Consider the following 21808-nt stretch of genomic DNA (forward strand, 5'->3'; position numbering starts at 1 on the left):
GTACATGCATGGACTGGGTCAAAGAGCCCGGCAGGCCAGTAAGGAAATGGCTGTTGCTGATACTGCGATTAAAAACAAGGCACTTCTGGCGATAGCAGACGCACTTGAAGCGGATCGTTCACAGCTGAAATTTGTCAATACTCGGGACCTGGATGCTGGCCGGGAACGTGGACTTGATGCAGCCATGCTGGATCGCCTTGAGCTTACCGATGCCGGAATTGATACCATGATTGAAGGTCTCCGTCAGGTGGCAGCCCTGCCGGACCCCATCGGCACGATTGATGACATGAAATATGTGCCCAGTGGTATTCAGGTAGGTAAAATGCGGGTTCCACTGGGAGTTATTGGCATTATTTATGAATCCCGTCCGAACGTCACCGTCGAAGCAGCGAGCCTTTGTCTGAAATCAGGCAATGCCGTCATTCTCCGCGGAGGCAGTGAATCCATTCACTCTAATCAGGCTATTGCCCAGTGTATTCATCAGGGACTGGCTCAGGCAGGACTGCCTGAAGATGCGGTTCAGGTGGTTGAAACGGTCGACCGTGCAGCTGTCGGTGTGCTGATTACCATGCCTGAGTATGTTGATGTGATCGTACCTCGTGGTGGCAAAGGGCTGATTGAGCGCATCAGTGCTGAAGCCCGTGTACCGGTGATTAAACATCTGGATGGTGTCTGTCATGTCTATCTGGATGATCGAGCCGATCATACCAAGGCTGTCCGGATAGCCATGAATGCGAAAACCCATCGTTATGGTGTGTGCAATGCGATGGAAACACTGCTGGTGCATCAGGATGTGGCTCAGCCTTTACTGCGCGAGCTTTCTGGGCTTTATTCCCAGAAAAGGGTTGAGCTGAGAGGGTGTCCTGTTACCTGTGAGATTCTGCCCAGCGCAGTAGCAGCAACAGAAGATGACTGGTCGGAAGAGTACCTTGGCCCCGTTCTGGCCATTAAAGTGGTCCTGGATATGGATGAAGCGATTGCTCATATCAATCGCTATGGCTCTCACCATACCGATGCTATCGTGACTGAAGACTTTACTCGTGCCCGCCGTTTTATGCGGGAAGTTGATTCAAGCTCTGTTATGGTTAATGCGTCAACCCGCTTTGCCGACGGGTTTGAATATGGGTTAGGTGCTGAAATTGGTATCTCTACCGACAAAATCCATGCTCGGGGGCCTGTTGGTCTTGAAGGGCTGACTTCGCAAAAATATGTGGTTCTTGGGGATGGCCATATTCGTCAGTAATATTGTTTTGCGATTTATGCGTTAGTGGTTTAAATCGTACTGTAATATAAACTGGCTGTTTAATGTAAAAGGGGGCTTCGTGATATGTAGTTGCCCCCGGCCTCTCAGGGTTTAAAGGGTAATGGTTGCTATAAAAGCAGACCTGTTACCGTCCTGCTAGTGGATTTCCGCCTCTGGCGCGTATCGGGCATTGACTTCTATGATTAATGCTGAGAGCCTGCCCGGTTTAAATGGCCTGATTTGGTACATGGTAAAAAACCATGTTCTACTGGGTCGTCAATACGAGGTTAATTTTGCAGTCTATGCATTCTGATGAGTTAAAACAGCTTGTTGTAGAAGCTATCGAAGAAGTAAAAGGTAATGAAATCACCTGTTTGAATGTTTCGGGTCAAACCAGTGTTACCGATTATATGGTGATTGCCTGTGGTACATCTAACCGTCATGTGAAGTCGCTGGCGGATAATGTTATTGAGCAGTGTAAGAAAAATGGTGCTCGACCTTTAGGGGTTGAAGGTCAGGACAAGTCTGAGTGGGTTCTGGTAGATCTAGGAGATGTTGTTGTACACCTGATGCTTCCAGCTACCCGGCAGTTTTATGATCTGGAAAGACTTTGGGATAGTGCGGACCTGGTTGCTGCTGAGCCTTCCTGATGCGAATTCGGCTGATATCTGTTGGCTCAAAAATGCCTGGCTGGGTTGAAGAGGGCTATAAAGAATATAGTCGCCGGCTCGGTGTGGACGTGAAACTGGAGCTTGTTGAGATTCCTCTTGGTAAGCGCAGTAAAGGTTCTGACATTAATCGCCTTCAGGAGAAAGAGGCTGGCCAGATGCTTGCCGCAGTGGGTTCAGGCGACCTGATTGTCACCATGGAAATTATGGGGAAGGTCTGGAGCACAGAGCAACTGGCGGACAATATGGGGGCGTGGCTTCATAGTGGCCGGAATGTCAGTCTGCTGGTCGGCGGGCCGGAAGGTTTGCATTCATCATGCCTGGCAAAGGCGGATCTGCGCTGGTCACTGTCTCCACTAACACTTCCTCACCCGCTTGTCAGAGTTGTTGTGGCTGAGCAGGTCTACAGAGCCTGGAGCATTCTTCACAATCATCCTTACCACAAGTAAAACTGATGTAACCGTGATTGACGAAGTACTTTCACTCAAGTAAAAGTGAAGGGCGAGCGAGTGTTTTTATATGAAATGCAGTGTTTTTTCTCTTGGGAAACACTGCATTTTTTACGTTTAATCCTTGTATATTAACAGGTTAATGTATCGGTTGATGCATTGGTTGATATATTAAGAGCAGCCTTTTGATCATACGACTGATGACTGAGATATAACATGCCGCAGGATACCTTAAAGGACCATGGGGCAGAAAAAAGACTGGTAAATATCCGGATTTGGGTTGCCATTGGCTTTATGGCGCTCCTTGGTGTGGGACTGATTTCCCGCCTCTTCTATCTTCAGGTTGTTCGCTACAATGAGCTATCCACGCAATCGGATGAGAACCGTGTACTGGTTCAACCAATCCCCCCTACCCGTGGCTTGATTTACGATACGAATGGCAGGCTCCTTGCCGTTAACAAGCCCAGTCATATACTGTCGATTGTTCGAGAGCAGACAAAAGATCTTGATGGTTTGCTGGATGATATTGACAATATTTTGCCTCTGACTGAGGGGGAGCTGCAGCGTTTTCATCAACGAATTAAGCGACGTCGACCTTATGAGGCCGTTCCTCTTAAGTTTGATCTTACTTCAGAAGAGATTGCCCAGATTTCAGTGAACCTTTTCCGTTTGCCGGGTGTAGATATTAATGCTGAACTGATTCGGCAGTACCCCGAAGGAAAGAATTTTGCACACAGCATCGGCTATGTAGGCCGAATTAATGATCAGGACTTGAAGCGTCTGGATCCAGCCCTTTACTCCGGCACTCATACCACTGGAAAGATTGGTGTCGAGCGCTCTTATGAGTCTGTACTACTGGGTAAGCCTGGCCATCAGGAAGTAGAAACCAATGCTCGTGGCCGGGTATTGAGAGTGTTGAAAAAGGATAGTCCGGAGGCCGGTCAGGATCTTAACCTGTATCTGGATATTGAGCTGCAGAAGGTAGCAATTGAGGCAATCAATGGCCGTAGAGGGGCTTTGGTTGCTATGGATCCGAAGACCGGAGGGGTGCTGGCAATGGCCAGTAATCCATCATTTGACCCTAATCTGTTTGTTACTGGTATTGATAGTAAAACGTACAATGCGCTAAACAGAGATATCGAGCGGCCATTGTACAATCGAGCTTCATTAGGAGAGTATCCTCCGGCTTCCACGGTAAAGCCGGTTATGGGGCTTGCGCTGCTGGCGAATGATGTGGTTAAACCAGAGGATAAAATTTTTGACAAAGGCTGGTTTCAGCTGCCGGGCAGTGACCACCGTTTTCGCAACTGGAAACGCTCTGGTCATGGATGGGTTGATTTGCCTCGAGCGATAACAGTATCGAATGATACCTATTTCTATATTCAGGCTGGGAAGCTGGGTATCGATAATCTCCATGACTTTGCTGATCAATTTGGGTTTGGCCACAGAACCGGCATTGATATAAGGGAAGAGCGTCCAGGCCTGCTGCCCTCCAGAGAGTGGAAGCGAGGTGCCTATGGTCAACCCTGGTATCCGGGGGAAACGGTCATTGCGATCATTGGGCAGGGCTATATGCTGGCAACTCCCTTGCAGTTGGCAGAGTCGACGGCGCTTATTGCAAACCGAGGTAAGTATGTTCAGCCTCGCCTGGTGAAAGAAGACATTCCTGAAATCCAGGGCGAATTCTGGGGGGGGGACATCAAAATTGGTCGGACTCCCGAGGCGGAAGCCAAAAACTGGGAACTCATTATCAAGGCCATGGAAGATGTTATTCACTCTCCAAGGGGGACCGCGAACTGGCGAATTGGTCGGGGGCTAAAATATCGTATGGCCGGTAAAACGGGTACAGCTCAGGTGGTCAGTATTGCCCAGGGTGAGGAGTATGATGCGGAGAAGTTGAAAGAGTTCGAGCGAGACCACAGTTTGTTTGTAGCGTTTGCTCCTGTAGATGATCCACAGATAGCTGTTGCTGTGATACTGGAGAACAGTAATGGTGCTTCTAATGTCGCCAGAAAGGTCATGGACTCTTACCTGTTGCCACGATTAAGTGCCGAGAATAATCAAGCGAAAGGAGAGAAGTAATGGCTAACCAGGATTTTGTCCGCCAGATTGATCTCCACGGGTTTGGTCGCAGCCCGGGACTATCCATGCGATGGCATATTGATTTTGTGCTGCTTGGTTTTTTGCTTTTACTCTGTGGAGCGGGCCTCTTTATTCTCTACAGTGCGACTGGCAGGGATATGTCTGTTGTTATTCGACAGGCTACCTACCTGGGCATCAGTCTGACCGGAATGCTGATCGTGGCCCAGATTCCGCCGAGAATGCTAATGCAGTGGGCCAAGTGGTTTTATGTGGGAGGGGTGCTGCTATTACTGGCAGTGCTGTTCATGGGAGTTCACTCCAAAGGCGCACAGCGCTGGATTCAGCTGCCTGGTTTCCGGTTTCAGCCATCGGAGGTGATCAAGCTGATAATGCCCATTACCATGGCGGCTTTTCTGGCTCGGCGTCCACTGCCTCCCTCTTTTAAAGATGTCATTTTCTCGCTGATTATTATTGCTGTTCCGGTGGTGCTTATTGCCAAGCAACCTGACCTTGGTACGTCAATTTTGATTGGTGCTTCGGGTATGTTTGTTTTACTGCTGGCTGGTTTGCGAAAACGTATCATATTTTCTGTAATATGCCTTGCTGTACCTGCGATCTATGTGCTCTGGCAGTTCTTTATGTATGACTATCAGAAGAGGAGGGTGCTGACATTTCTAAACCCTGAAAGTGACCCATGGGGAGCCGGCTGGAATATCATACAATCCACAATCGCCATTGGTTCTGGAGGGCTTTATGGCAAGGGCTGGTTACAGGGAACTCAATCTCATCTCGACTTTTTGCCAGAGAGTCATACGGATTTTATTATTGCCGTTCTTGCGGAAGAGTTTGGCCTGCTGGGGTGTCTGGTACTTTTTGTTCTCTACACTCTGATACTGGGGCGGGGAATATTTATAACGCTAAATGCCCAGACTCTGTTCGGACGTTTATTGGCCGGCAGTATTACCCTGACTTTCTTTGTATATATCTTTGTGAACATTGGAATGGTCAGCGGGCTTTTGCCGGTGGTTGGCGTTCCTTTACCAATGGTCAGTCGGGGAGGAACTTCTTTGCTGACATTGCTGGCTGGTTTTGGTCTCCTGATGTCGATACATACGCATCGCTCTTTCTTGGGGGTTTCCCGATAGATCTTTACCTTTCTACCATAGAATTCAAAACCACTGTCGATTAATGTAGAGACAGGGTTGGTTAAGTATTGTTGCAGCTGTATTAGTCTGTGGGAGAACCCTGAGTTTGTTATTTTTGAAAAGGTACGGATACATGAAAAATTTTCCTGGGGTATTCCGTCGAGTTGTTCGTGGTAGCCTGCTGATGGCAGCAGTGGCTGCTACACCTGTTTCCTATGCTTCAGCTCAGGAAAATCAAGACAGTGATTATCTGGGCAGGCAGGATGTTGATGCTTTTATTGATGAGTTGGTAGCTGAGCATAGTTTTTCACGGACAGAGCTTGAGCACGTTCTAGCCAAGGCAGAGCGCTCTGAACGGGCTCTGGAGCTTATCAGTCGTCCTGCAGAAGGTACTTTGGAGTGGAAAGACTACCGCAAGATATTTATCACGCCAGAAAGAATAGCGAAAGGGGTCAGTTTCTGGGAAGAAAATGCAGAAACGCTTGCCCGTGTTGAAAAGGAGCTGGGGGTTCCTGCCAATATTATCGTGGCGATTATTGGTGTAGAAACCTACTACGGTCGCCAGACAGGTGGCTTTAAGGTTCTGGATGCACTCACTACACTGGGGTTTGATTTTCCCCGAAGAGGTGAGTTCTTTCGAAAAGAACTGAAAAATTTCCTGCTACTGACCCGTGAACAGAATCTGGACGTTGATGAGCTGACTGGATCCTATGCAGGAGCCATGGGGATTCCACAGTTTATGCCGTCCAGCTACCGTGCTTACGCGGTTGATTATACGGGAGATCAGCAGGCAAATATCTGGCGAAGTGATGAAGATGCCATAGCCAGTGTTGCAAACTATCTGCAGAAACACGGTTGGAAATATGGAAATGGTGTCGCAGTTCAAGCAAAGGTTTCAGGCATTAAGCATGACCAGATCGTCTCTTCAGGATTGAAACCGGATAAAAAACTGAGTCTTGTTCAAAAGGCTGGGTGGGCTGTTCCGAAAATGGTGCCAAAATCCTCAAAAGTGCTGGCGATGAGGCATGAAGGTACTGCTGGAGCTGAGTATTGGGTCGGACTTCATAATTTTTATGTTATTACCCGCTATAATCGTAGCCAAATGTATGCTCTTGCCGTTTATCAGCTGGCCAGAGAGGTGAAGGATAGTTATAACCGGTCTTTGGCATTAAAAAACCAGGCCGTGAAGGGGAAGCAGGGGTGATTACTTCATTCGCTTGAGCTGGGTGATCTTTTCAGAATACTCACTGTAAAGTGAGTATTCTAGGGCGGTCAAACATATTAACCCGGTTTGGCCACACAGGCTGTTTCAATGTTGAGCAACTTGAACATGGTGCTCCAGGCCTTGGGGATGGCCTGTGAGCTGGTGTGATAAATTGCGCTTATGGCTGAGGGATAACGAGCCCTCGTTTAGGAATATTGGTTGTTAATGTTGAAAAATATGTTTGATCAATTGGGACGATCTGGAGCCTGTCTCTCAGGCTTTGTATCAATGAGGAAAATCATGGGCATTAACACCCTTGTATTCAGGTTAGTTCCTGCAGTGTTGCTTTTAGCCTTGACTGGTTGTAGTAGTACAAAAATTCAGGACGGCCCGCCTGCTGATTCCGTTGATGTCAGTACCATTCCTGACGCTATCCCAACGCCGATACAGGTTCCTCTTAAAAATACACCTTATACCCTGGGTGGGGTGCACTATCAGCCAATGGCGTCTGCCAATGGTTATGCAGAAGATGGCCAGGCTTCATGGTATGGCACTAAGTTTCATGGGAAGCAGACGGCTAACGGTGAAATCTATGATATGTTCAAGATGACGGCAGCCCATAAAACATTGCCATTGCCATCCTATGTCAAGGTAACCAATCTTGAAAATGGTCAATCGGTGGTTGTGCGGGTAAATGACCGCGGGCCATTTCATGGCGATCGACTGATTGATCTTTCTTATGTTGCCGCAAAAAAACTGGGTTTTGCTGATTCAGGGCTGGCCAATGTGGCGATAGAAGGCATTGATCCGGAGACATTTGCCCGTTCTCCTGCTCATGAGCGGGATGGTGATTTGCTCTACCTGCAACTGGCCGCCTTTAAAAACTATCATAATGCGCAGCTTTTACGCCGGGATCTCTTTTCTCGAATTGGCGTTCAGGCGAAAGTGGTCAAGGGGGATGAATCAGAGCCTCTTTATCGGGTGAGAATTGGTCCGGTTGAAAGTCCAGAGCATCTGGAGGAGTTGCTGGAAGGGTTAAGCTCTGCTGAGTTTTCACCACCCTACCTGGTTTATGAAAAGCCTGTCTATGAAAAGTCCATCGGTGATGCAAGATCTTCTGAAAAGACTGCGACTGAAGTAGAAGCAGAACAGTCTGAACAGGTGGTCAGAGCGCCATAAGGTCTGTGGTGCGGGTAGGATGGATCACATCTGTCCTATTCTCGATCAACGAGTATTTTCAGCATGCCTTTGATTTCGGCGAGTTCATCTTCTACACGAGTGAGGCGGTCTTCAACACCGGTTAACCTTCCTGCAACACTGATCAGTTTCCCTTCTACACCCGTCAGGCGCCCCTCGAAACCTGTCAAATGGTCATCAGTTTGAGTTTGCCACTGCTCCATACTGTTAATACGCTGAATCAACGCTTTCATTAACTCTTCAACATTGATCAGGCGCTCATTCATACCACTGCTCTGGCGGGTGAGTTCGAATACCGTTTGCCTTATGGTGACAATATCTTCACCCATTTCCGTCAGCTTGGCATTCTCTTTTGCTGCTGCCCGCGCTTTAGACTCATTGATGCCGAGTTCAATCAGACACTCGTACAAGTCTTCATTTAACATTATGTCACTCCCACTTTCCCATGCTTTATGAATCATAGAATTATTTATATCTGATACGGTTGAAAGACATTGCTGGCTCATAGTCGTGTATTCATACCGTAAAAATAGAGGGCGTTTTGAAACCTTGCCAGATAATTTGTTGTTACCTACAGGCCTTTATATATAAAGGCTGTAGCGTTTTTTTATCTATCCTGTTTTCTGAGGGGGCAGGTTTTTCGGTACTTTGGGGTACAATCATGGTGATAGATTTCTTTGCTATTAATTCTGATGAAAATTGTTAATTTGAAAGACCTGCCTTCATGTATCGAAACGGTTGCATGGTGGCATTATAATGAGTGGGGGGCTTTATATCCTGAGAGTGATTTGCGTGACTTTCGGGAGGATATGGAAGCATCTTTACTGGCAGACGTTATCCCTCAAACCTGGGTGCTTTCAGGGGGAGGGCGTGTATGGGGATCTGTCAGCATTCTCAAAGAGGACCTGCCAAACTATCCGAAGCTTTCACCATGGCTGGCCAATGTCTATGTAGAACCTTCGAAGCGAGGGCATGGCTACGGTCAGCAGCTGGTAAAGGTGGCAATGGGGTATGCAGAGCAGCAGAACTTGGGTCCGCTATTCCTGTATACTCCAGATCAGGTCAGTTTTTATGAGAAGTTGGGTTGGAGCACGTTTAGTGACGGTATCCATCATGGGAAAAAAATATTCCTCATGAGCATATAGTCTTACTATATGCCTACTCGCTTCTGACTTGCCGGAAGATCTGCTGTGCTAACATGCTCGATGAATTGTTATCAGTCGTTGTAAGTCGCAGTTAACCTCTAAAGACTTGAACATTATAATGATGGAAATCCATATACTCAGAGCATTTACCTGCATGAGCAAAAGAATTTTATCTCCCCGCCGTTGGCTGGGAGCGTTGACCATGGCTGGTCTTGTTTTCGCAGGCCAGGCCAGTGCTTTTGGACAGATTCCTTCGCCACCGGAAGTGTCCCTGAAGAGTTATATTCTGATGGACGCAGCCAGTGGTGAAGTACTGGCCTCACAGAGTCCCGATGAGCCCATGCATCCAGCCAGCCTGACCAAGATGATGACAGCTTATCTGGCCGAAATGGAAATGGCGGCAGGCAACATCAACCGTGATGATAAGGTTCTGGTCAGCGAAAAAGCATGGAGCCTGGGCGGTTCCACTATGTTTATTGAAGTTGGGGAACGAGTCCCGGTTGAAGAGCTGCTGAAAGGTATCATTATCGTTTCTGGTAATGATGCCAGTGTTGCCGTTGCTGAACACATCGCTGGAAGCGAGGGCGCATTTGCTCAATTGATGACCAGTACTGCCCAGCGTCTTGGTATGAAAAACACGCTGTTCCAGAATGCTTCTGGCTGGCCTGCCGATGACCATTACTCAACAGCCCGTGACCTGGCCATTCTTAGCAAGCATATCGTTCTGGACTATCCGGAATACTACGGCTGGTACGCTGAGAAGTATTATCAGTACGGTGTGGATAAAAAAACCGGCAAACCCCTGCGTCGTCAGGCAAACCGTAACCGCCTGCTCTGGACCAACCCCTATGTAGATGGTCTGAAGACCGGACATATTGAAGATACTGGTTATCATCTGGCAGTAACCTCTGAGCGTGATGATCGTCGCCTGATTGCTGTGCTGTTAGGCTCCAGGAGCGAGAAACAGCGTGCCGATGATGCACAGAAACTGCTGACTTATGGTTTCCGCTTCTTTGAAAACGTGGACGTGAAAAAAGGTGGCGAGCCTCTGCAAACCGTTAAGGTCTGGAAAGGGGATGTCAGTGAAATTACCGCTGGTATTACTGAGGACCTGATTGTCACTGTACCAAGAGGTACGGGGAAGAACCTAACTGCTTCTCTGACTATCGATCCAAAGCTTGAAGCGCCTATAGAGAAAGGTCAAACCATTGGTTCAGTAAAAGTCATGCTGGAAGATGAGCTGGTTCGTGAAGTGCCGCTGGTTGCTCAGCAGGCTGTTGAGCCAGGCGGTTTCTTCAAGCGTATCTGGGATAGTGTTGTCTTGTTCTTTACCGGGCTGTTTGCATAACCTGTCTGCCTTGGCAGAAGGTGATGTGTAGAGAAAAGCGTGAAAAGCGCTGTATTCCCAGAAAGGGTGCAGCGCTTTTTACTATTTACAGTCCGACAATGATGTAGGTAGATGGTTATGAAAGAGCCACAAGCCCCAAAAATTGAATTCCCCTGTGATTACCCTATTCGTATCGTAGGGCACTCCGCTCCCGATTATAAAGATTTTGTTCTGAGGGTGGTGGCAAAACACGCACCGGACTTCGATGGCCATGCAAAGATGAAAACCAGCCGAAATGGCAAGTACATGTCCGCGACGGTCGTTATTCATGCAACGGGTGAACCTCAGTTGCAGGCACTCTTTGAAGACTTGAAAGCCAGTGGCCGTATTCAGATGGTTTTGTAATGGACAGGGCTTTGATGGTTGAAAGCACTAAACAGTCTGACAGTACGGGAAATGACCTGATCGTTCGTTATCTCGGGCGGAGAAACTACGAGCCTGTCTGGCGAGCGATGAAAGACTTTACAGCTAGCAGGGATGATCAGACGCAGGATGAATTCTGGGTGGTAGAGCATCCACCGGTTTTCACTCAGGGACAGGCCGGCAAGCCTGAACATGTTCTTTTTCCGGGAGATATTCCTGTTATTCAGGTAGATCGTGGTGGTCAGGTTACTTATCATGGCCCGGGACAGCTGGTCTTTTATTTCCTGATGGATGTGCGGCGAAAGAAGAGTGGTCCCAGGGCAGTGGTTTCTGGATTGGAAGCTGCAGTCATTGAGATGCTTGCCAGTTATGGGATCGAGGCGCAGAACAAACCGGATGCGCCTGGTGTTTATGTCAATGGTGCCAAGATTGCATCCCTTGGGCTTCGGTTCCGTAAAATGTGCTCCTACCATGGGCTTAGCCTGAATGTAGATATGGACCTGGAACCCTTTAATCGCATTAATCCCTGTGGCTATCCGGGACTCGATGTGGTGGATATGGCATCACTTCTGGGAAATGTCGATATAGAGGAAGTGAGTCGACGTTTGCTGGTATGCTTTCAGGAAGCACTAAACTACATCAATATTGATGAGAGAACGGCCAGTGATGAGTTACCCGTAGATAGCGGGCATAATGGGTCGGTAGCGTAACGACTCAGTTAGCAGTACACAAAGATAACAGGGGGGGGCATGTCTACTCATTCTGAAAACAACGGTCATGAGCCGTTAGACAGGCGAGAGCTATTAGATAGCGGCCCCGCCGGAGAAAGCCAGCGGATGAAGCCGGAACAGATTATTCCTACCGTGCAGATCGACGGTAGCATCAAGATAGAAAGTGGTACCAAGTTTGTAAATGACAAAGGTATCACGGCGATTAAAAATGGCATTAAAGCAAGCGCCGGAGGGCAGCATGCCCCGATTCAGCGGAAACCATCCTGGCTTAGAATAAAAGCAAGTCACGGCACAAAGTACAAAGACGTCAAAAGTACCGTTCATGAGCATAAGCTCAGTACGGTCTGTGAAGAGGCTATGTGCCCGAATATCAACGAATGCTGGAGTTCTGGTACTGCGACCATCATGTTGATGGGCGATACCTGCACCAGAGCCTGCCGGTTCTGTGCTGTGAATACCGGTAACCCCAAGGGGTGGCTGGATCATGATGAACCGCAGCATACCGCTAATTCAGTTAAGCTGATGAATCTGAAATACCTGGTTCTGACTTCGGTGAACCGGGATGACCTGCCGGATGGTGGTGCCGGACATTATGCCGCTGTGGTTCGCAAGGTTAAGGAGGAAAACCCGGGGACTGATGTAGAGGTTCTGACTCCTGATTTTCTTGGGGTTATGTCCCATGTTGAAACGGTTGTGGATAGCCCTATAGCGGTCTTTGCTCAGAATGTAGAAACCGTTCGCCGACTGACTCACCCGGTGCGAGATCCCAGGGCCAGTTATGAGCAGACACTGGCAGTGCTGGAACATGCCAAGAAATATCGCCCTGATGTACTGACGAAAACCAGCCTGATGCTAGGGCTCGGTGAAACCGATGAAGAGATTCTTGAAGCCCTTGATGACCTGAGAGCCATTAATGTCGATATTGTAACGTTTGGCCAGTACCTGCAGCCAACCGTCAATCATCTCCCTATTGAGCGTTATGTGACACCGGAAGAGTTTGAAAAATACCGACAGTGGGGGCTTGAAAAAGGCTTTCTGGAGGTGGTTTCCGGTGCTTTGGTACGATCCAGCTATCGTGCGGAACAGGTGTTGCAGAAAAATAACGTGGGTCTTTAAAAGGCTTTCTGTAGTGTATGGCTGTTATGTTTTTTGCCATACACTCAGTAAATTCTGTTCATACTGAGAATTAACCGTTCGCTCTGCGAATAAAAAAAGCATTAATATCAGTTTAATAGCTACAGTTGGAGCTATTGCTAGCACCCCTCCATTATCAGAAATGGCCAATTCTAAGAATGGTGGCTAATAATCGTGCTGAACTTATATAACAATCGGTAAACAAAAAACTACGATTTACTGGTAGGTTTACGGTTGTCGGCTAACTTATGATATCTACCCTGAAATTGCGGCTCCCACAGGGTGTACTCTAGTATGCCGTTTTTCTCGCCCATTAGCATTTACTGGGTAGATAATTATAGCGATCCGCTATAAGTGGCGAGAGCAGGGTAGAATGTTCGCTGTTTTACCATGGGCATTTGTCACTAATGACTGAACATCCAGTAGCCAGAAGCAATCAATACTGCCTGGCTAAGGGGATGACTGCGGCAGGAATCCAGCCTTAACACTATGTTTATTGATCAATACTGTACCTCTCTGGCAGACAACCGGTTTTCGTTTACCCGTGAGCAGGCCAGCCAGTTTGCGAAGCGCATTGCCAATGACTTTAACCCACTCCACGATGTGGATAATTCCAGATTCTGTGTTCCGGGTGATCTGCTATTTGCCAAGATCCTCCTGAGTGAAGGGCTTTACAGTGATATGCGTGTCACTTTCAATGGTATGGTCACCGATGGTGTTGAGCTTGAAATCTGCACCAACGATAAAGGGCATAAGAGTATTTATGACCTTGCAGGCAAGATGTATCTGGATATTGAGCGCCACGGAGCCTGCAGTCATGATACGTCGATGATTGAACAGCTGGTGCGCAGTTATGTTGCTTTCTCTGGTGAGAATTTTCCCAATGTCTTTGTGCCTCTGATGAAGTCCCATGGTGTAATGATCAATACGATCAAACCGCTGGTCATCTACGACAGTATGACCTTGAAAATGGAGCGAGTTGACCTGGTAAACCCGCATCTGGAAGCTGCCGGAGCAACTTTGGACGTGAATGGCAAGCGGGGTAAGGTCACGCTGAACTTTATCTACCGTGAAAATGGTGATGTGGTAGGTATGGGGGAGAAAACCATGATTCTTTCCGGCTTGAGACCCTACGATCAGGAAGCCATTGATATCATGATTGAAAAGCACATTGCGCGGCAGCATCAATTTGTCAGCTAAACGTCTTTTTTCCAGTAAAGACTTTGAAGAGTGGCTTCTATTCCAGTTGTTGATCCATAGTGTCAGACAAACCGGCTGAATTTTGATATTCTAACCGGCCGCCATTGGATGGCGATGAAAACCCCGTCAGCAAGGGAATGTGGTGACTCGCCTATAAAGTCACCGTATACAGACAGATACCAGAACAATCTTTATTAGATCGAGAGCTTTGCGATCGAACGTCAGTAGAGGGACTGTTTCATGCCAGCCTATCGCTCCAGAACATCAACCCATGGCCGTAATATGGCCGGAGCCCGTGCACTATGGCGGGCAACTGGAATGAACGACGGGGATTTCAACAAGCCCATTATTGCTGTGGCCAACTCATTTACCCAGTTCGTGCCTGGCCATGTTCACTTGAAGGACATGGGGCAGCTGGTTTGCCGTGAAATTGAGAAGCATGGAGGTGTTGCGAAAGAGTTCAACACCATTGCCGTGGATGATGGTATCGCAATGGGGCATGATGGCATGCTCTATTCGTTACCCAGCCGGGATATCATTGCTGACTCTGTTGAGTATATGGTCAACGCCCATACTGCTGATGCACTGGTGTGTATTTCCAACTGTGACAAAATCACCCCGGGAATGTTGATGGCGGCCATGCGCCTGAACATCCCGGTGGTTTTCGTTTCCGGTGGCCCAATGGAAGCGGGTAAAACCAAGCTGGCTCAGCACGGCCTTGATCTTGTGGATGCCATGGTTATTGCGGCTTCAGATGCGGATGATGAAACCGTTGCAGAGTATGAACGTTCAGCCTGTCCAACCTGTGGTTCCTGCTCGGGGATGTTCACCGCCAACTCCATGAACTGTCTGACCGAAGCGCTTGGTCTCTCCCTGCCGGGTAATGGCTCCATGCTGGCTACTCACGCTGACCGTGAACAGCTTTTCCTGGAAGCCGCTCGCCGTATTGTTGATGTCACCCGACGTTATTATGAAAACGATGACGATAGTGTTTTGCCAAGATCGATCGCCAGTTTCAAGGCGTTTGAAAATGCCATGAGTCTGGACATCGCCATGGGTGGTTCGACCAATACCATCCTTCACCTGCTGGCTGCTGCTCAGGAAGGTGGCATACCCTTCGATATGCGCAATATTGACGAGTTGTCCCGTCGGATTCCCCAGCTATGCAAGGTAGCCCCAAATACCCAGAAATATCATATGGAAGATGTCCACCGGGCAGGTGGTGTGATGGGGATCCTTGGTGAGCTGGATCGTGCCGGGTTATTGCACAATGATATTCCCATGGTACACAGCACCAGAGTCAGTGAAGCACTGTCCCATTGGGATATTATCCAGACCAGTGATGAGTCCGTAAAAACGTTCTTTAAGGCAGGTCCTGCCGGTATTCGTACTACAGAAGCATTCAGTCAGGATTATCGCTGGGAAACACTGGATGATGACCGGGCTGATGGCTGCATTCGTACTCTTGAGCATGCTTTCAGTTCTGAAGGTGGCCTTGCTGTCCTTTATGGCAACATTGCTGTCGATGGTTGTGTCGTCAAAACCTCGGGAGTTGATGATGATAACCTGGTCTTCGAAGGCCCTGCGCATGTCTGTGAAAGTCAGGAAGGCGCGGTCAGCGATATTCTGGAAGATCGGGTTAAGCCTGGTGAAGTTGTGATTATCCGCTATGAAGGACCAAAAGGTGGTCCTGGTATGCAGGAAATGCTCTATCCGACCAGCTATCTGAAGTCAAAAGGATTGGGTAAGGCCTGCGCTCTGCTGACGGATGGACGTTTCTCGGGCGGCACTTCAGGTCTATCCATCGGACATGCTTCTCCAGAGGCTGCTTCTGGTGGCGCCATCGGCCTGGTAGAGAGTGGAGATATTATCCGGATTGATATCCCTAATCGCAGTATTGATGTCAGGTTATCTGATGAAGAGTTGGCAGAGCGACGTGCCGCTATGGAAGCAAAAGGAAAAGATGCCTGGAAGCCGGTTAAACCTCGTCCAAGAAAGGTATCTACCGCTCTTAAAGCTTATGCGCGCATGGTAACCAGTGCGGATAAAGGGGCCGTTCGGGACTTGACCCTTTTTGACTGAGCCTGTTAAGGGAAAAATAGCTGACTTCAATAGAAGTCAGCTGCCTATTACATACACAAGATACGAAGAGCCACCAGAATCAACAGGATGCCACACAGCCGGTTGATCAGTGTGGCTCTTTTTCGTAGAGCTGGCAGTACTTTTCCATGACCTGCTACTGACGCAATCATGCAATACCAGACACCATCGCAGAGGGTTGCAATGGAGGCCATCAGTATCTGAGTCATTACCGTCGACTCAGGCGTCACAAACTGGCTGAACAGCGCCAGGAAGAATACGGCAATCTTAGGGTTCAGGAACGAGACCAGAAAGCCATCAACTGCCGCCTGTTTCAGGCTTAGTTGTTGTTGTAACTGATGGTTGTCTTTTATTAATGAGGATGAGGAAGTAATTGCCTTATACCCCATCCAGGCCAGATAGGCAGATCCAGCATAGGTAATAAATTTATAGAGCCAGGGCGTTTCAGTGATCACAACCCCGATACCTGCAGCTACCAGAAAAGCATAGATACCAATTCCCAGGGCATGGGAAATGGAAGTAACCAGCCCATGGGCTCTGGAACCCTGCACGGTACTTTTCATTACTGCTGCCAGACTTGGGCCCGGTGATATTGCACCAAGTACACAAATGGCTAAGAGGGATAACCATGAAGAGGCTGTCATTGCACTACTACTTTATGTGTTGTTTTATGAGTTGCTAAGTATAACGCGTTGCGACACTTTGCCTACGGGGTTTAATTCACTTTGCTGGTTCTGTCTGGTTTGGACAGTATATCTCTGGCCTTTTCCAAAGCTACATACTCATCAATAAACCAGCCTACACACCGTTCGGTGCTGATGGGCACCCCAGACTCATTAATGGGCTGGTAAACAATCCACCACCGTTCTTCTGGCCGGGGGTCGTTGTACACAAAGACATATTTCATATCGCTCCGGTCCGTAATGGAGACTATCACCTTATCGTATGGGGTATACGGACATATGTCTTCCATCAGAAATACATAAGTAGGCCTGCCCTGATCGAACTCAATGTACAGGAACTCCTCCATCTGGCGAAAAGTATTAAGTGCCTTCTCAATGTCAGAGTTCATGAGGTAGCTGGGGATGTTATTGTTATCCCACCAAAATATGCCATTCAAAGATGGTTTTTCAAAAAGAAAAGGTCTAGCCATACTGCATAGTCCATTAAACATTATTTTTTTATTTGACCGTACGTACCAGATTAGGTTCCATTGCATGTTCACCGGCAGTGTTGAGGGGGCATGTGAATAACTTGCCTGGAAGCAGCTAATCATAGGAAGTCAGGATATTTCAGATTTCTTGCTGGAGGCTCTTTCGGCCATTGCTCCTGTGCAGGTAACCTAAAATGCTCGATTTATTAGACCCAACTGCCTTTTTGGATTCAGGGAATGACCTGTATAGGGGGTAAGCCGGCCAGATTCAGGGTCAGGGTAAGCAGTTCATCCCAGGCATTTCCTTTATCTAACCCTTTGATGCAGCGATCAATCTTTCCCGTGGTAAGCAGCATTTGACGCAGGTTTCGTTCACTGCTTCGACGAATGGCCTTTTCCAGAAGTGATTTTCTGCGTTTCAGCATGAATGGAGCAAAACCCAGAGCTTTTGCGGACTGCTCAATGGCCAGATCAGTGGAAAGCCCGCGGGATATCTGGCGACTGAGGTGGCTGAGCAGGCGGATCTCCCTGGCCAGTGCCCATAGAATGATCGGAGGCTCGATGCCCTCACCTTTCAGAATGCCAAGAATGCGCACACACTGTTTGATATTGCCTTCGAGAGCAGTATCCAGCAGTTGGAATACATCATATCGGGCATTATCGGACACTGCTTCGCGCACGGTAGCTTCATCAATGGTTTTGTCTTTTGCAAGAAGCTTGAGTTTTTCCAGTTCCTGGGATGCCGCCAGAAGATTACCTTCCACCCGCTCGGCAATCAGGTTCAGGGCATCTGGCGTTGCTTTGTAGCCATCCATTTTAAGCTGTTGATTGAGCCAGCTCGGTAACTGTCCAGACTCGATGGGCCAGATGGGAATAAATACACCAGCATGTTCCAGGGCCTTGAACCATTTTGATTTCTGCAGAGTGTTATCCAGCCGATCCGTGATCATCAGCAGCAGGTTGTCTGGTGAGGGGTGGCTGATGTATTCCAGAAGCGCTTTACTGCCTGCATCCCCAGGCTTGCCATTGGGTATCCGAAGCTCAAGTATCTGCTTCTGGGCAAACAGGGACAGGCTGTTTGCCGTGCTGAGAAAATCCCCCCAGTCAAACCCGCTTTCAACATGATAAACATGGCGCTCAGAAAAACCGGTGTCTCTGGCATGTTTTCGGATCTGATCACAGCACTGAGCAACCTGAAGTGGCTCATCACCACTGACAATGTAGACAGGAGCCAGCTGTTTATTGAGCTGTGCTTTCAGTTGGTCAATACGAAGCTTCAAGGTTGGGTGGTCCGGTCCGATTCACTGTTTTCCAGCTGTTGTGCTTTCGCTGCATCTCTGGCCTTTTTAGCTGCTTCTGAAAGCTCCGCCTCAGAAAGGTTGTGAATCCGGCGCAGGGTTGTTGCGATCAGCTCCTGGTGCAGCTCAGAAAGGATAATAGATTGTTCTGATTCGGCCGCATTTGGGGCGTCCTGATTCTGGGTAATGTAGCGCTCACGTGTTAACTGAACTGGAGAGGACAGAGGAAGGCCTGAGGAGGTCTGTAACTGGTAGGCCACTTTCATGGCAATTCTCTGCTCAAAATAGCCTGCGCTGGCAACGGTTTGCTGATCAACATCACGCTCGACCTTGACGATGTTAATTTGCCAGGGAGCCTGGTCATTGATGTTGATTCCACTGCGTTCAATGGCTCTGGAGAGGTGGCGAATATAGACAGGGTCATTGCCAGCGATTGACAACTGTTTGATCTCACCGCCAGTACTCATTTCTCCTCTCAGGTGGAAGCCACAGGCAGTTAACAGGCTGGTTAACAGCAGCAGAGCCAGCATGCTCACTGAACGAAAGGTGTAGGTCATGATCTCTCCGTGGTCCACCAATGATACTTCAGGTCGTCAAATTCATTAGCCCCAAAAGCTTTGCAGATTGCATGCGTGTATCTGAACTTATATGGGGAGGATAATCTATTAGACCTGTAACTCTACCATGAGGAAGGTGAGCAGAAAAAAGAAAATTAGGGGGCGTTCTCTATTAGCCATGAGACCAGTTGATAACACAAGCTTTCAGGCAATACCCAAAGGGCATAAAGGCGAACGACGCAGGGCATGGTGGTTCCATGTTCAAGTCATTCAACGCAGTATGAGTGCTTGAGTTATCAACCAGAAGGGCCGCCCACGGTTTGCGCCATTCTGCGTTGCTCACTGCTTATGTGGAATACCACACCGCGCAGTTCACGCCTTGTTTGGCACAAACCGTGGGTGGCTGGTCACATGTCTAATTGAGAACGCCCCCTAGCCATGACAAACAAACACGCCGCAATCAATGCGGCGTGTTTATTAGGGCTTTAGTGGTTAGCTGGGCTCAAGACAGGTCAAAGCGGTCAGCATTCATCACTTTGGTCCAGACTGCTACAAAGTCACGAACGAACTTTTCCTGATTATCGTCCTGGGCGTACACTTCTGCGTAAGCTCTCAGAATCGAGTTGGAACCAAATACCAGGTCAACACGGGTAGCGGTCCACTTCACGGTATCAGTCTGGCGGTCCCTAACCTCATAGAGTCCATCAGAGACCGGTTTCCATGTGTAGTTCATATCCACCAGATTCACGAAGAAATCGGTCGTCAACTGACCTTCGCGATCGGTGAAGACGCCGTGTTTGGTGCCGCCATAGTTAGTGCCCAGGACACGCATACCGCCAATCAGAGCTGTCATTTCATGGGCAGCGAGTCCCATTAATTGAGCTCGATCGAGCAGCATCTCTTCAGCAGCGACCACGTAATCTTTCTTGAGCCAATTGCGGAAGCCATCATGCAGAGGTTCAAGTACTTCGAAAGACTTAACGTCCGTCTGCTCCAGCGTCGCATCGCCACGGCCGGGAGCGAATGGCACCTTAACGTCAAAACCAGCCGCTTTAATGGAGGCTTCCAGACCAACATTACCGGCCAGAACTATCACATCTGCCACGCTGACGCCGGTCTCTGCAGCAATAGGTTCCAGTACGGCGAGAACTTTTTCCAGGCGCTTGGGCTCGTTACCAGCCCAATCCTTCTGGAAATCGAAACGGATACGGGCACCGTTGGCTCCACCACGTTTGTCTGAGCCCCGAAAGGTACGGGCGCTGTCCCAGGCCGTAGTGATCATTTCGCTGTTGCTCAGACCACTGGCAGCAATCCGGGCCTTAACGGCATCCACATTGTAATCAGTCTTGCCTGCAGGTACAGGGTCTTGCCAGATTAAATCTTCCTGCGGTGCATCCGGGCCAATGTAGCGGGATTTTGGTCCCATATCCCGGTGGGTCAGCTTGAACCAGGCACGGGCAAACACTTCAGAAAAGTACGCATGGTCGTCACGGAAGCGTTCGGAAATCTTGCGGTATTCCGGATCCACCTTAAGGGCCATATCCGCATCGGTCATGATGGGGTTGTAACGGATCGATGGGTCTTCCACATCGACAGGTTTGTCTTCCTCGGCAATATCGACAGGCTCATATTGCCAGACACCCGCCGGGCTCTTCTTCAGTTCCCAGTCGTATTTGAACAGGAGGTGGAAGTAGCCGTTATCCCACTGGGTCGGATTGGTGGTCCAGGCGCCTTCAATACCGGAAGTAACCGTATTGCGACCAATGCCCCGGCTGGTTTTGTTCAGCCAGCCAAGACCCTGGTCTTCCAGTTCAGCACCTTCTGGTGCCTCACCCAGTAATTCTGCCTTGCCGTTACCATGACACTTACCCACGGTATGGCCACCGGCTGCGAGGGCAACAGTTTCCTCGTCGTTCATCGCCATACGCTCAAAGGTGACGCGCATGTCGTGGGCAGTTTTCAGCGGATCCGGGTTACCATCCACACCTTCCGGGTTGACGTAAATCAGGCCCATCATAACTGCAGCTAATGGGTTTTCCAGGTCGCGGGTGCCGGAGTAACGACCACCTTCTTCAGTACTTGGCTTCAGCCACTCTTTTTCAGAGCCCCAATAGGTATCTTTTTCAGGGTGCCAGACATCTTCTCGACCAAAAGCGAAACCAAATGTTTCCAGTCCCATGGATTCATAAGCGACAGTGCCTGCATAAGCCAGAAGGTCAGCCCAGCTCAGCCTGTTGCCGTACTTTTTCTTGATAGGCCATAATAAACGACGGGCTTTGTCCAGGTTGGCGTTGTCGGGCCAGGAATTCAATGGTGCAAAACGCAGATTACCTGTACCGGCACCGCCACGGCCGTCAGCAATACGATAGGTACCGGCTGCATGCCAGGACATACGCACCATCAGACCGCCGTAGTGCCCCCAGTCGGCAGGCCACCATTCCTGGGAGTTGGTCATCAGATCTTTGAGGTCTTGTTTCAGGCCGGCAAAGTCGAGGGTTTTCACCGCTTCCCGATAGTTAAACTCCGGCTCCATCGGGTCAGTTTTTTGATCATGCTGATGCAGAATGTCTAAGTTCAGTGTTTTTGGCCACCAGTCAACATTCGACTTGCCGCTCTCTGTTACCGCTCCGTGCATAACAGGGCACTTTCCAGAGTGGGGTTTATTCATTGTCCAGTTCTTCTTGCGGATTAAATCAGAATCATTATCACTTGGCGTATTTCTTGTGGTTTTGATTTAAATCAATAATTTCTT

At 48.8% G+C, this 21808-nt stretch carries 20 protein-coding genes; 14 read left to right on the forward strand and 6 right to left on the reverse strand.

Annotated elements, in window-relative coordinates; genetic code table 11:
• The first annotated feature begins 4 nt into the window (after positions 1 to 4).
• The 7 genes from AK963_RS01055 to AK963_RS36525 all read left to right on the forward strand — a co-directional run bounded on the left by AK963_RS01055 (position 5) and on the right by AK963_RS36525 (position 7970).
• A complete protein-coding gene (locus tag AK963_RS01055) occupies positions 5 to 1243 on the forward strand; it encodes a glutamate-5-semialdehyde dehydrogenase (protein WP_066013323.1) in 1239 nt (412 codons plus the stop codon).
• A gap of 302 nt (positions 1244 to 1545) precedes the next feature.
• The gene (gene rsfS, locus AK963_RS01060; protein WP_066013325.1) at positions 1546 to 1893 is read left to right on the forward strand and encodes a ribosome silencing factor; all 348 of its coding nucleotides are present in this window, start codon (positions 1546 to 1548) and stop codon (positions 1891 to 1893) included.
• Entirely contained in the window at positions 1893 to 2360 is a 468-nt protein-coding gene (gene rlmH, locus AK963_RS01065) for a 23S rRNA (pseudouridine(1915)-N(3))-methyltransferase RlmH (RefSeq protein ID WP_066013328.1), read from the forward strand. The genes rsfS and rlmH overlap by 1 nt, the downstream gene beginning before the upstream one ends.
• Positions 2361 to 2576: 216 nt before the next feature.
• Positions 2577 to 4442 (forward strand): penicillin-binding protein 2, encoded by a 1866-nt coding sequence (gene mrdA / locus AK963_RS01070; RefSeq protein WP_066013330.1) that lies wholly within the window; start codon positions 2577 to 2579, stop codon positions 4440 to 4442.
• Complete coding sequence (rodA, locus tag AK963_RS01075; protein WP_066013332.1) at positions 4442 to 5587, forward strand: rod shape-determining protein RodA; 1146 nt, start codon at positions 4442 to 4444, stop codon at positions 5585 to 5587. The genes mrdA and rodA overlap by 1 nt, the downstream gene beginning before the upstream one ends.
• A gap of 133 nt (positions 5588 to 5720) precedes the next feature.
• The gene (mltB, locus tag AK963_RS01080) at positions 5721 to 6791 is read left to right on the forward strand and encodes a lytic murein transglycosylase B (protein ID WP_066013333.1); all 1071 of its coding nucleotides are present in this window, start codon (positions 5721 to 5723) and stop codon (positions 6789 to 6791) included.
• Positions 6792 to 7091: 300 nt separating this feature from the next.
• On the forward strand, positions 7092 to 7970 hold the full coding sequence (locus tag AK963_RS36525; RefSeq protein ID WP_139117184.1) for a septal ring lytic transglycosylase RlpA family protein: 879 nt from the start codon (positions 7092 to 7094) through the stop codon (positions 7968 to 7970).
• 35 nt (positions 7971 to 8005) lie between these two features.
• On the opposite strand, the gene AK963_RS01090 is transcribed toward AK963_RS36525, so the two are convergent.
• On the reverse strand, positions 8006 to 8413 hold the full coding sequence (locus AK963_RS01090) for a hypothetical protein (protein WP_139117185.1): 408 nt from the start codon (positions 8411 to 8413) through the stop codon (positions 8006 to 8008).
• Between the two features lie 267 nt (positions 8414 to 8680).
• Between AK963_RS01090 and AK963_RS01095 the strand changes: the two genes are divergently transcribed.
• From AK963_RS01095 to ilvD, 7 genes are all read left to right on the forward strand, one after another.
• Positions 8681 to 9133, forward strand: coding sequence for a GNAT family N-acetyltransferase (locus AK963_RS01095; protein WP_066013338.1), 453 nt, complete (start codon positions 8681 to 8683; stop codon positions 9131 to 9133).
• Between the two features lie 154 nt (positions 9134 to 9287).
• The gene (locus tag AK963_RS01100; protein ID WP_083232380.1) at positions 9288 to 10481 is read left to right on the forward strand and encodes a D-alanyl-D-alanine carboxypeptidase family protein; all 1194 of its coding nucleotides are present in this window, start codon (positions 9288 to 9290) and stop codon (positions 10479 to 10481) included.
• Positions 10482 to 10598: 117 nt separating this feature from the next.
• Positions 10599 to 10865: an HP0495 family protein gene (locus tag AK963_RS01105; RefSeq protein WP_066013378.1), complete on the forward strand. Its 267-nt coding sequence runs from the start codon at positions 10599 to 10601 to the stop codon at positions 10863 to 10865.
• On the forward strand, positions 10865 to 11593 hold the full coding sequence (gene lipB / locus AK963_RS01110; RefSeq protein WP_238593608.1) for a lipoyl(octanoyl) transferase LipB: 729 nt from the start codon (positions 10865 to 10867) through the stop codon (positions 11591 to 11593). The genes AK963_RS01105 and lipB overlap by 1 nt, the downstream gene beginning before the upstream one ends.
• Before the next feature lie 126 nt (positions 11594 to 11719).
• Positions 11720 to 12730, forward strand: coding sequence for a lipoyl synthase (lipA, locus tag AK963_RS01115; protein ID WP_066013381.1), 1011 nt, complete (start codon positions 11720 to 11722; stop codon positions 12728 to 12730).
• A 507-nt stretch (positions 12731 to 13237) separates the two neighbouring features.
• On the forward strand, positions 13238 to 13948 hold the full coding sequence (locus tag AK963_RS01120) for a DUF3581 family protein (RefSeq protein ID WP_066013339.1): 711 nt from the start codon (positions 13238 to 13240) through the stop codon (positions 13946 to 13948).
• 240 nt (positions 13949 to 14188) lie between these two features.
• Positions 14189 to 16030 carry a dihydroxy-acid dehydratase gene (ilvD, locus tag AK963_RS01125; protein WP_066013340.1) on the forward strand — a complete coding sequence of 614 codons (1842 nt, stop codon included), beginning with the start codon at positions 14189 to 14191 and terminating at the stop codon, positions 16028 to 16030.
• A 47-nt stretch (positions 16031 to 16077) separates the two neighbouring features.
• Here ilvD and AK963_RS01130 read toward each other — a convergent pair whose 3' ends face one another.
• From AK963_RS01130 to katG, 5 genes are all read right to left on the reverse strand, one after another.
• Positions 16078 to 16692: a LysE family translocator gene (locus AK963_RS01130; RefSeq protein WP_066013341.1), complete on the reverse strand. Its 615-nt coding sequence runs from the start codon at positions 16690 to 16692 to the stop codon at positions 16078 to 16080.
• A gap of 71 nt (positions 16693 to 16763) precedes the next feature.
• On the reverse strand, positions 16764 to 17201 hold the full coding sequence (locus tag AK963_RS01135) for a hypothetical protein (RefSeq protein ID WP_066013342.1): 438 nt from the start codon (positions 17199 to 17201) through the stop codon (positions 16764 to 16766).
• A 230-nt stretch (positions 17202 to 17431) separates the two neighbouring features.
• Positions 17432 to 18481 carry a DNA polymerase III subunit delta gene (holA, locus tag AK963_RS01140; RefSeq protein ID WP_066013344.1) on the reverse strand — a complete coding sequence of 350 codons (1050 nt, stop codon included), beginning with the start codon at positions 18479 to 18481 and terminating at the stop codon, positions 17432 to 17434.
• Positions 18478 to 19056 carry an LPS-assembly lipoprotein LptE gene (locus AK963_RS01145; RefSeq protein ID WP_066013345.1) on the reverse strand — a complete coding sequence of 193 codons (579 nt, stop codon included), beginning with the start codon at positions 19054 to 19056 and terminating at the stop codon, positions 18478 to 18480. Before AK963_RS01145 ends, holA begins: the two co-directional genes overlap by 4 nt.
• A 502-nt stretch (positions 19057 to 19558) precedes the next feature.
• Positions 19559 to 21724, reverse strand: a complete 2166-nt coding sequence (katG, locus tag AK963_RS01150) for a catalase/peroxidase HPI (protein WP_066013347.1) — start codon at positions 21722 to 21724, stop codon at positions 19559 to 19561.
• Positions 21725 to 21808: the final 84 nt, after the last annotated feature.

This window comes from Endozoicomonas atrinae, from assembly GCF_001647025.1.
GTDB lineage: Bacteria > Pseudomonadota > Gammaproteobacteria > Pseudomonadales > Endozoicomonadaceae > Endozoicomonas > Endozoicomonas atrinae.

Excerpts from the sequence above, each read along its gene's own strand:
- AK963_RS01055 (WP_066013323.1), top strand. The coding sequence starts at position 5 with ATGCATGGACTGGGTCAAAGAGCCCGGCAGGCCAGTAAGGAAATGGCT.
- rsfS (WP_066013325.1), top strand. The coding sequence starts at position 1,546 with ATGCATTCTGATGAGTTAAAACAGCTTGTTGTAGAAGCTATCGAAGAA.
- rlmH (WP_066013328.1), top strand. The coding sequence starts at position 1,893 with ATGCGAATTCGGCTGATATCTGTTGGCTCAAAAATGCCTGGCTGGGTT.
- mrdA (WP_066013330.1), top strand. The coding sequence starts at position 2,577 with ATGCCGCAGGATACCTTAAAGGACCATGGGGCAGAAAAAAGACTGGTA.
- rodA (WP_066013332.1), top strand. The coding sequence starts at position 4,442 with ATGGCTAACCAGGATTTTGTCCGCCAGATTGATCTCCACGGGTTTGGT.
- mltB (WP_066013333.1), top strand. The coding sequence starts at position 5,721 with ATGAAAAATTTTCCTGGGGTATTCCGTCGAGTTGTTCGTGGTAGCCTG.
- AK963_RS36525 (WP_139117184.1), top strand. The coding sequence starts at position 7,092 with ATGGGCATTAACACCCTTGTATTCAGGTTAGTTCCTGCAGTGTTGCTT.
- AK963_RS01090 (WP_139117185.1), bottom strand. The coding sequence starts at position 8,413 with ATGTTAAATGAAGACTTGTACGAGTGTCTGATTGAACTCGGCATCAAT.
- AK963_RS01095 (WP_066013338.1), top strand. The coding sequence starts at position 8,681 with ATGAAAATTGTTAATTTGAAAGACCTGCCTTCATGTATCGAAACGGTT.
- AK963_RS01100 (WP_083232380.1), top strand. The coding sequence starts at position 9,288 with ATGAGCAAAAGAATTTTATCTCCCCGCCGTTGGCTGGGAGCGTTGACC.
- AK963_RS01105 (WP_066013378.1), top strand. The coding sequence starts at position 10,599 with ATGAAAGAGCCACAAGCCCCAAAAATTGAATTCCCCTGTGATTACCCT.
- lipB (WP_238593608.1), top strand. The coding sequence starts at position 10,865 with ATGGACAGGGCTTTGATGGTTGAAAGCACTAAACAGTCTGACAGTACG.
- lipA (WP_066013381.1), top strand. The coding sequence starts at position 11,720 with ATGAAGCCGGAACAGATTATTCCTACCGTGCAGATCGACGGTAGCATC.
- AK963_RS01120 (WP_066013339.1), top strand. The coding sequence starts at position 13,238 with ATGTTTATTGATCAATACTGTACCTCTCTGGCAGACAACCGGTTTTCG.
- ilvD (WP_066013340.1), top strand. The coding sequence starts at position 14,189 with ATGCCAGCCTATCGCTCCAGAACATCAACCCATGGCCGTAATATGGCC.
- AK963_RS01130 (WP_066013341.1), bottom strand. The coding sequence starts at position 16,692 with ATGACAGCCTCTTCATGGTTATCCCTCTTAGCCATTTGTGTACTTGGT.
- AK963_RS01135 (WP_066013342.1), bottom strand. The coding sequence starts at position 17,201 with ATGGCTAGACCTTTTCTTTTTGAAAAACCATCTTTGAATGGCATATTT.
- AK963_RS01145 (WP_066013345.1), bottom strand. The coding sequence starts at position 19,056 with ATGACCTACACCTTTCGTTCAGTGAGCATGCTGGCTCTGCTGCTGTTA.
- katG (WP_066013347.1), bottom strand. The coding sequence starts at position 21,724 with ATGAATAAACCCCACTCTGGAAAGTGCCCTGTTATGCACGGAGCGGTA.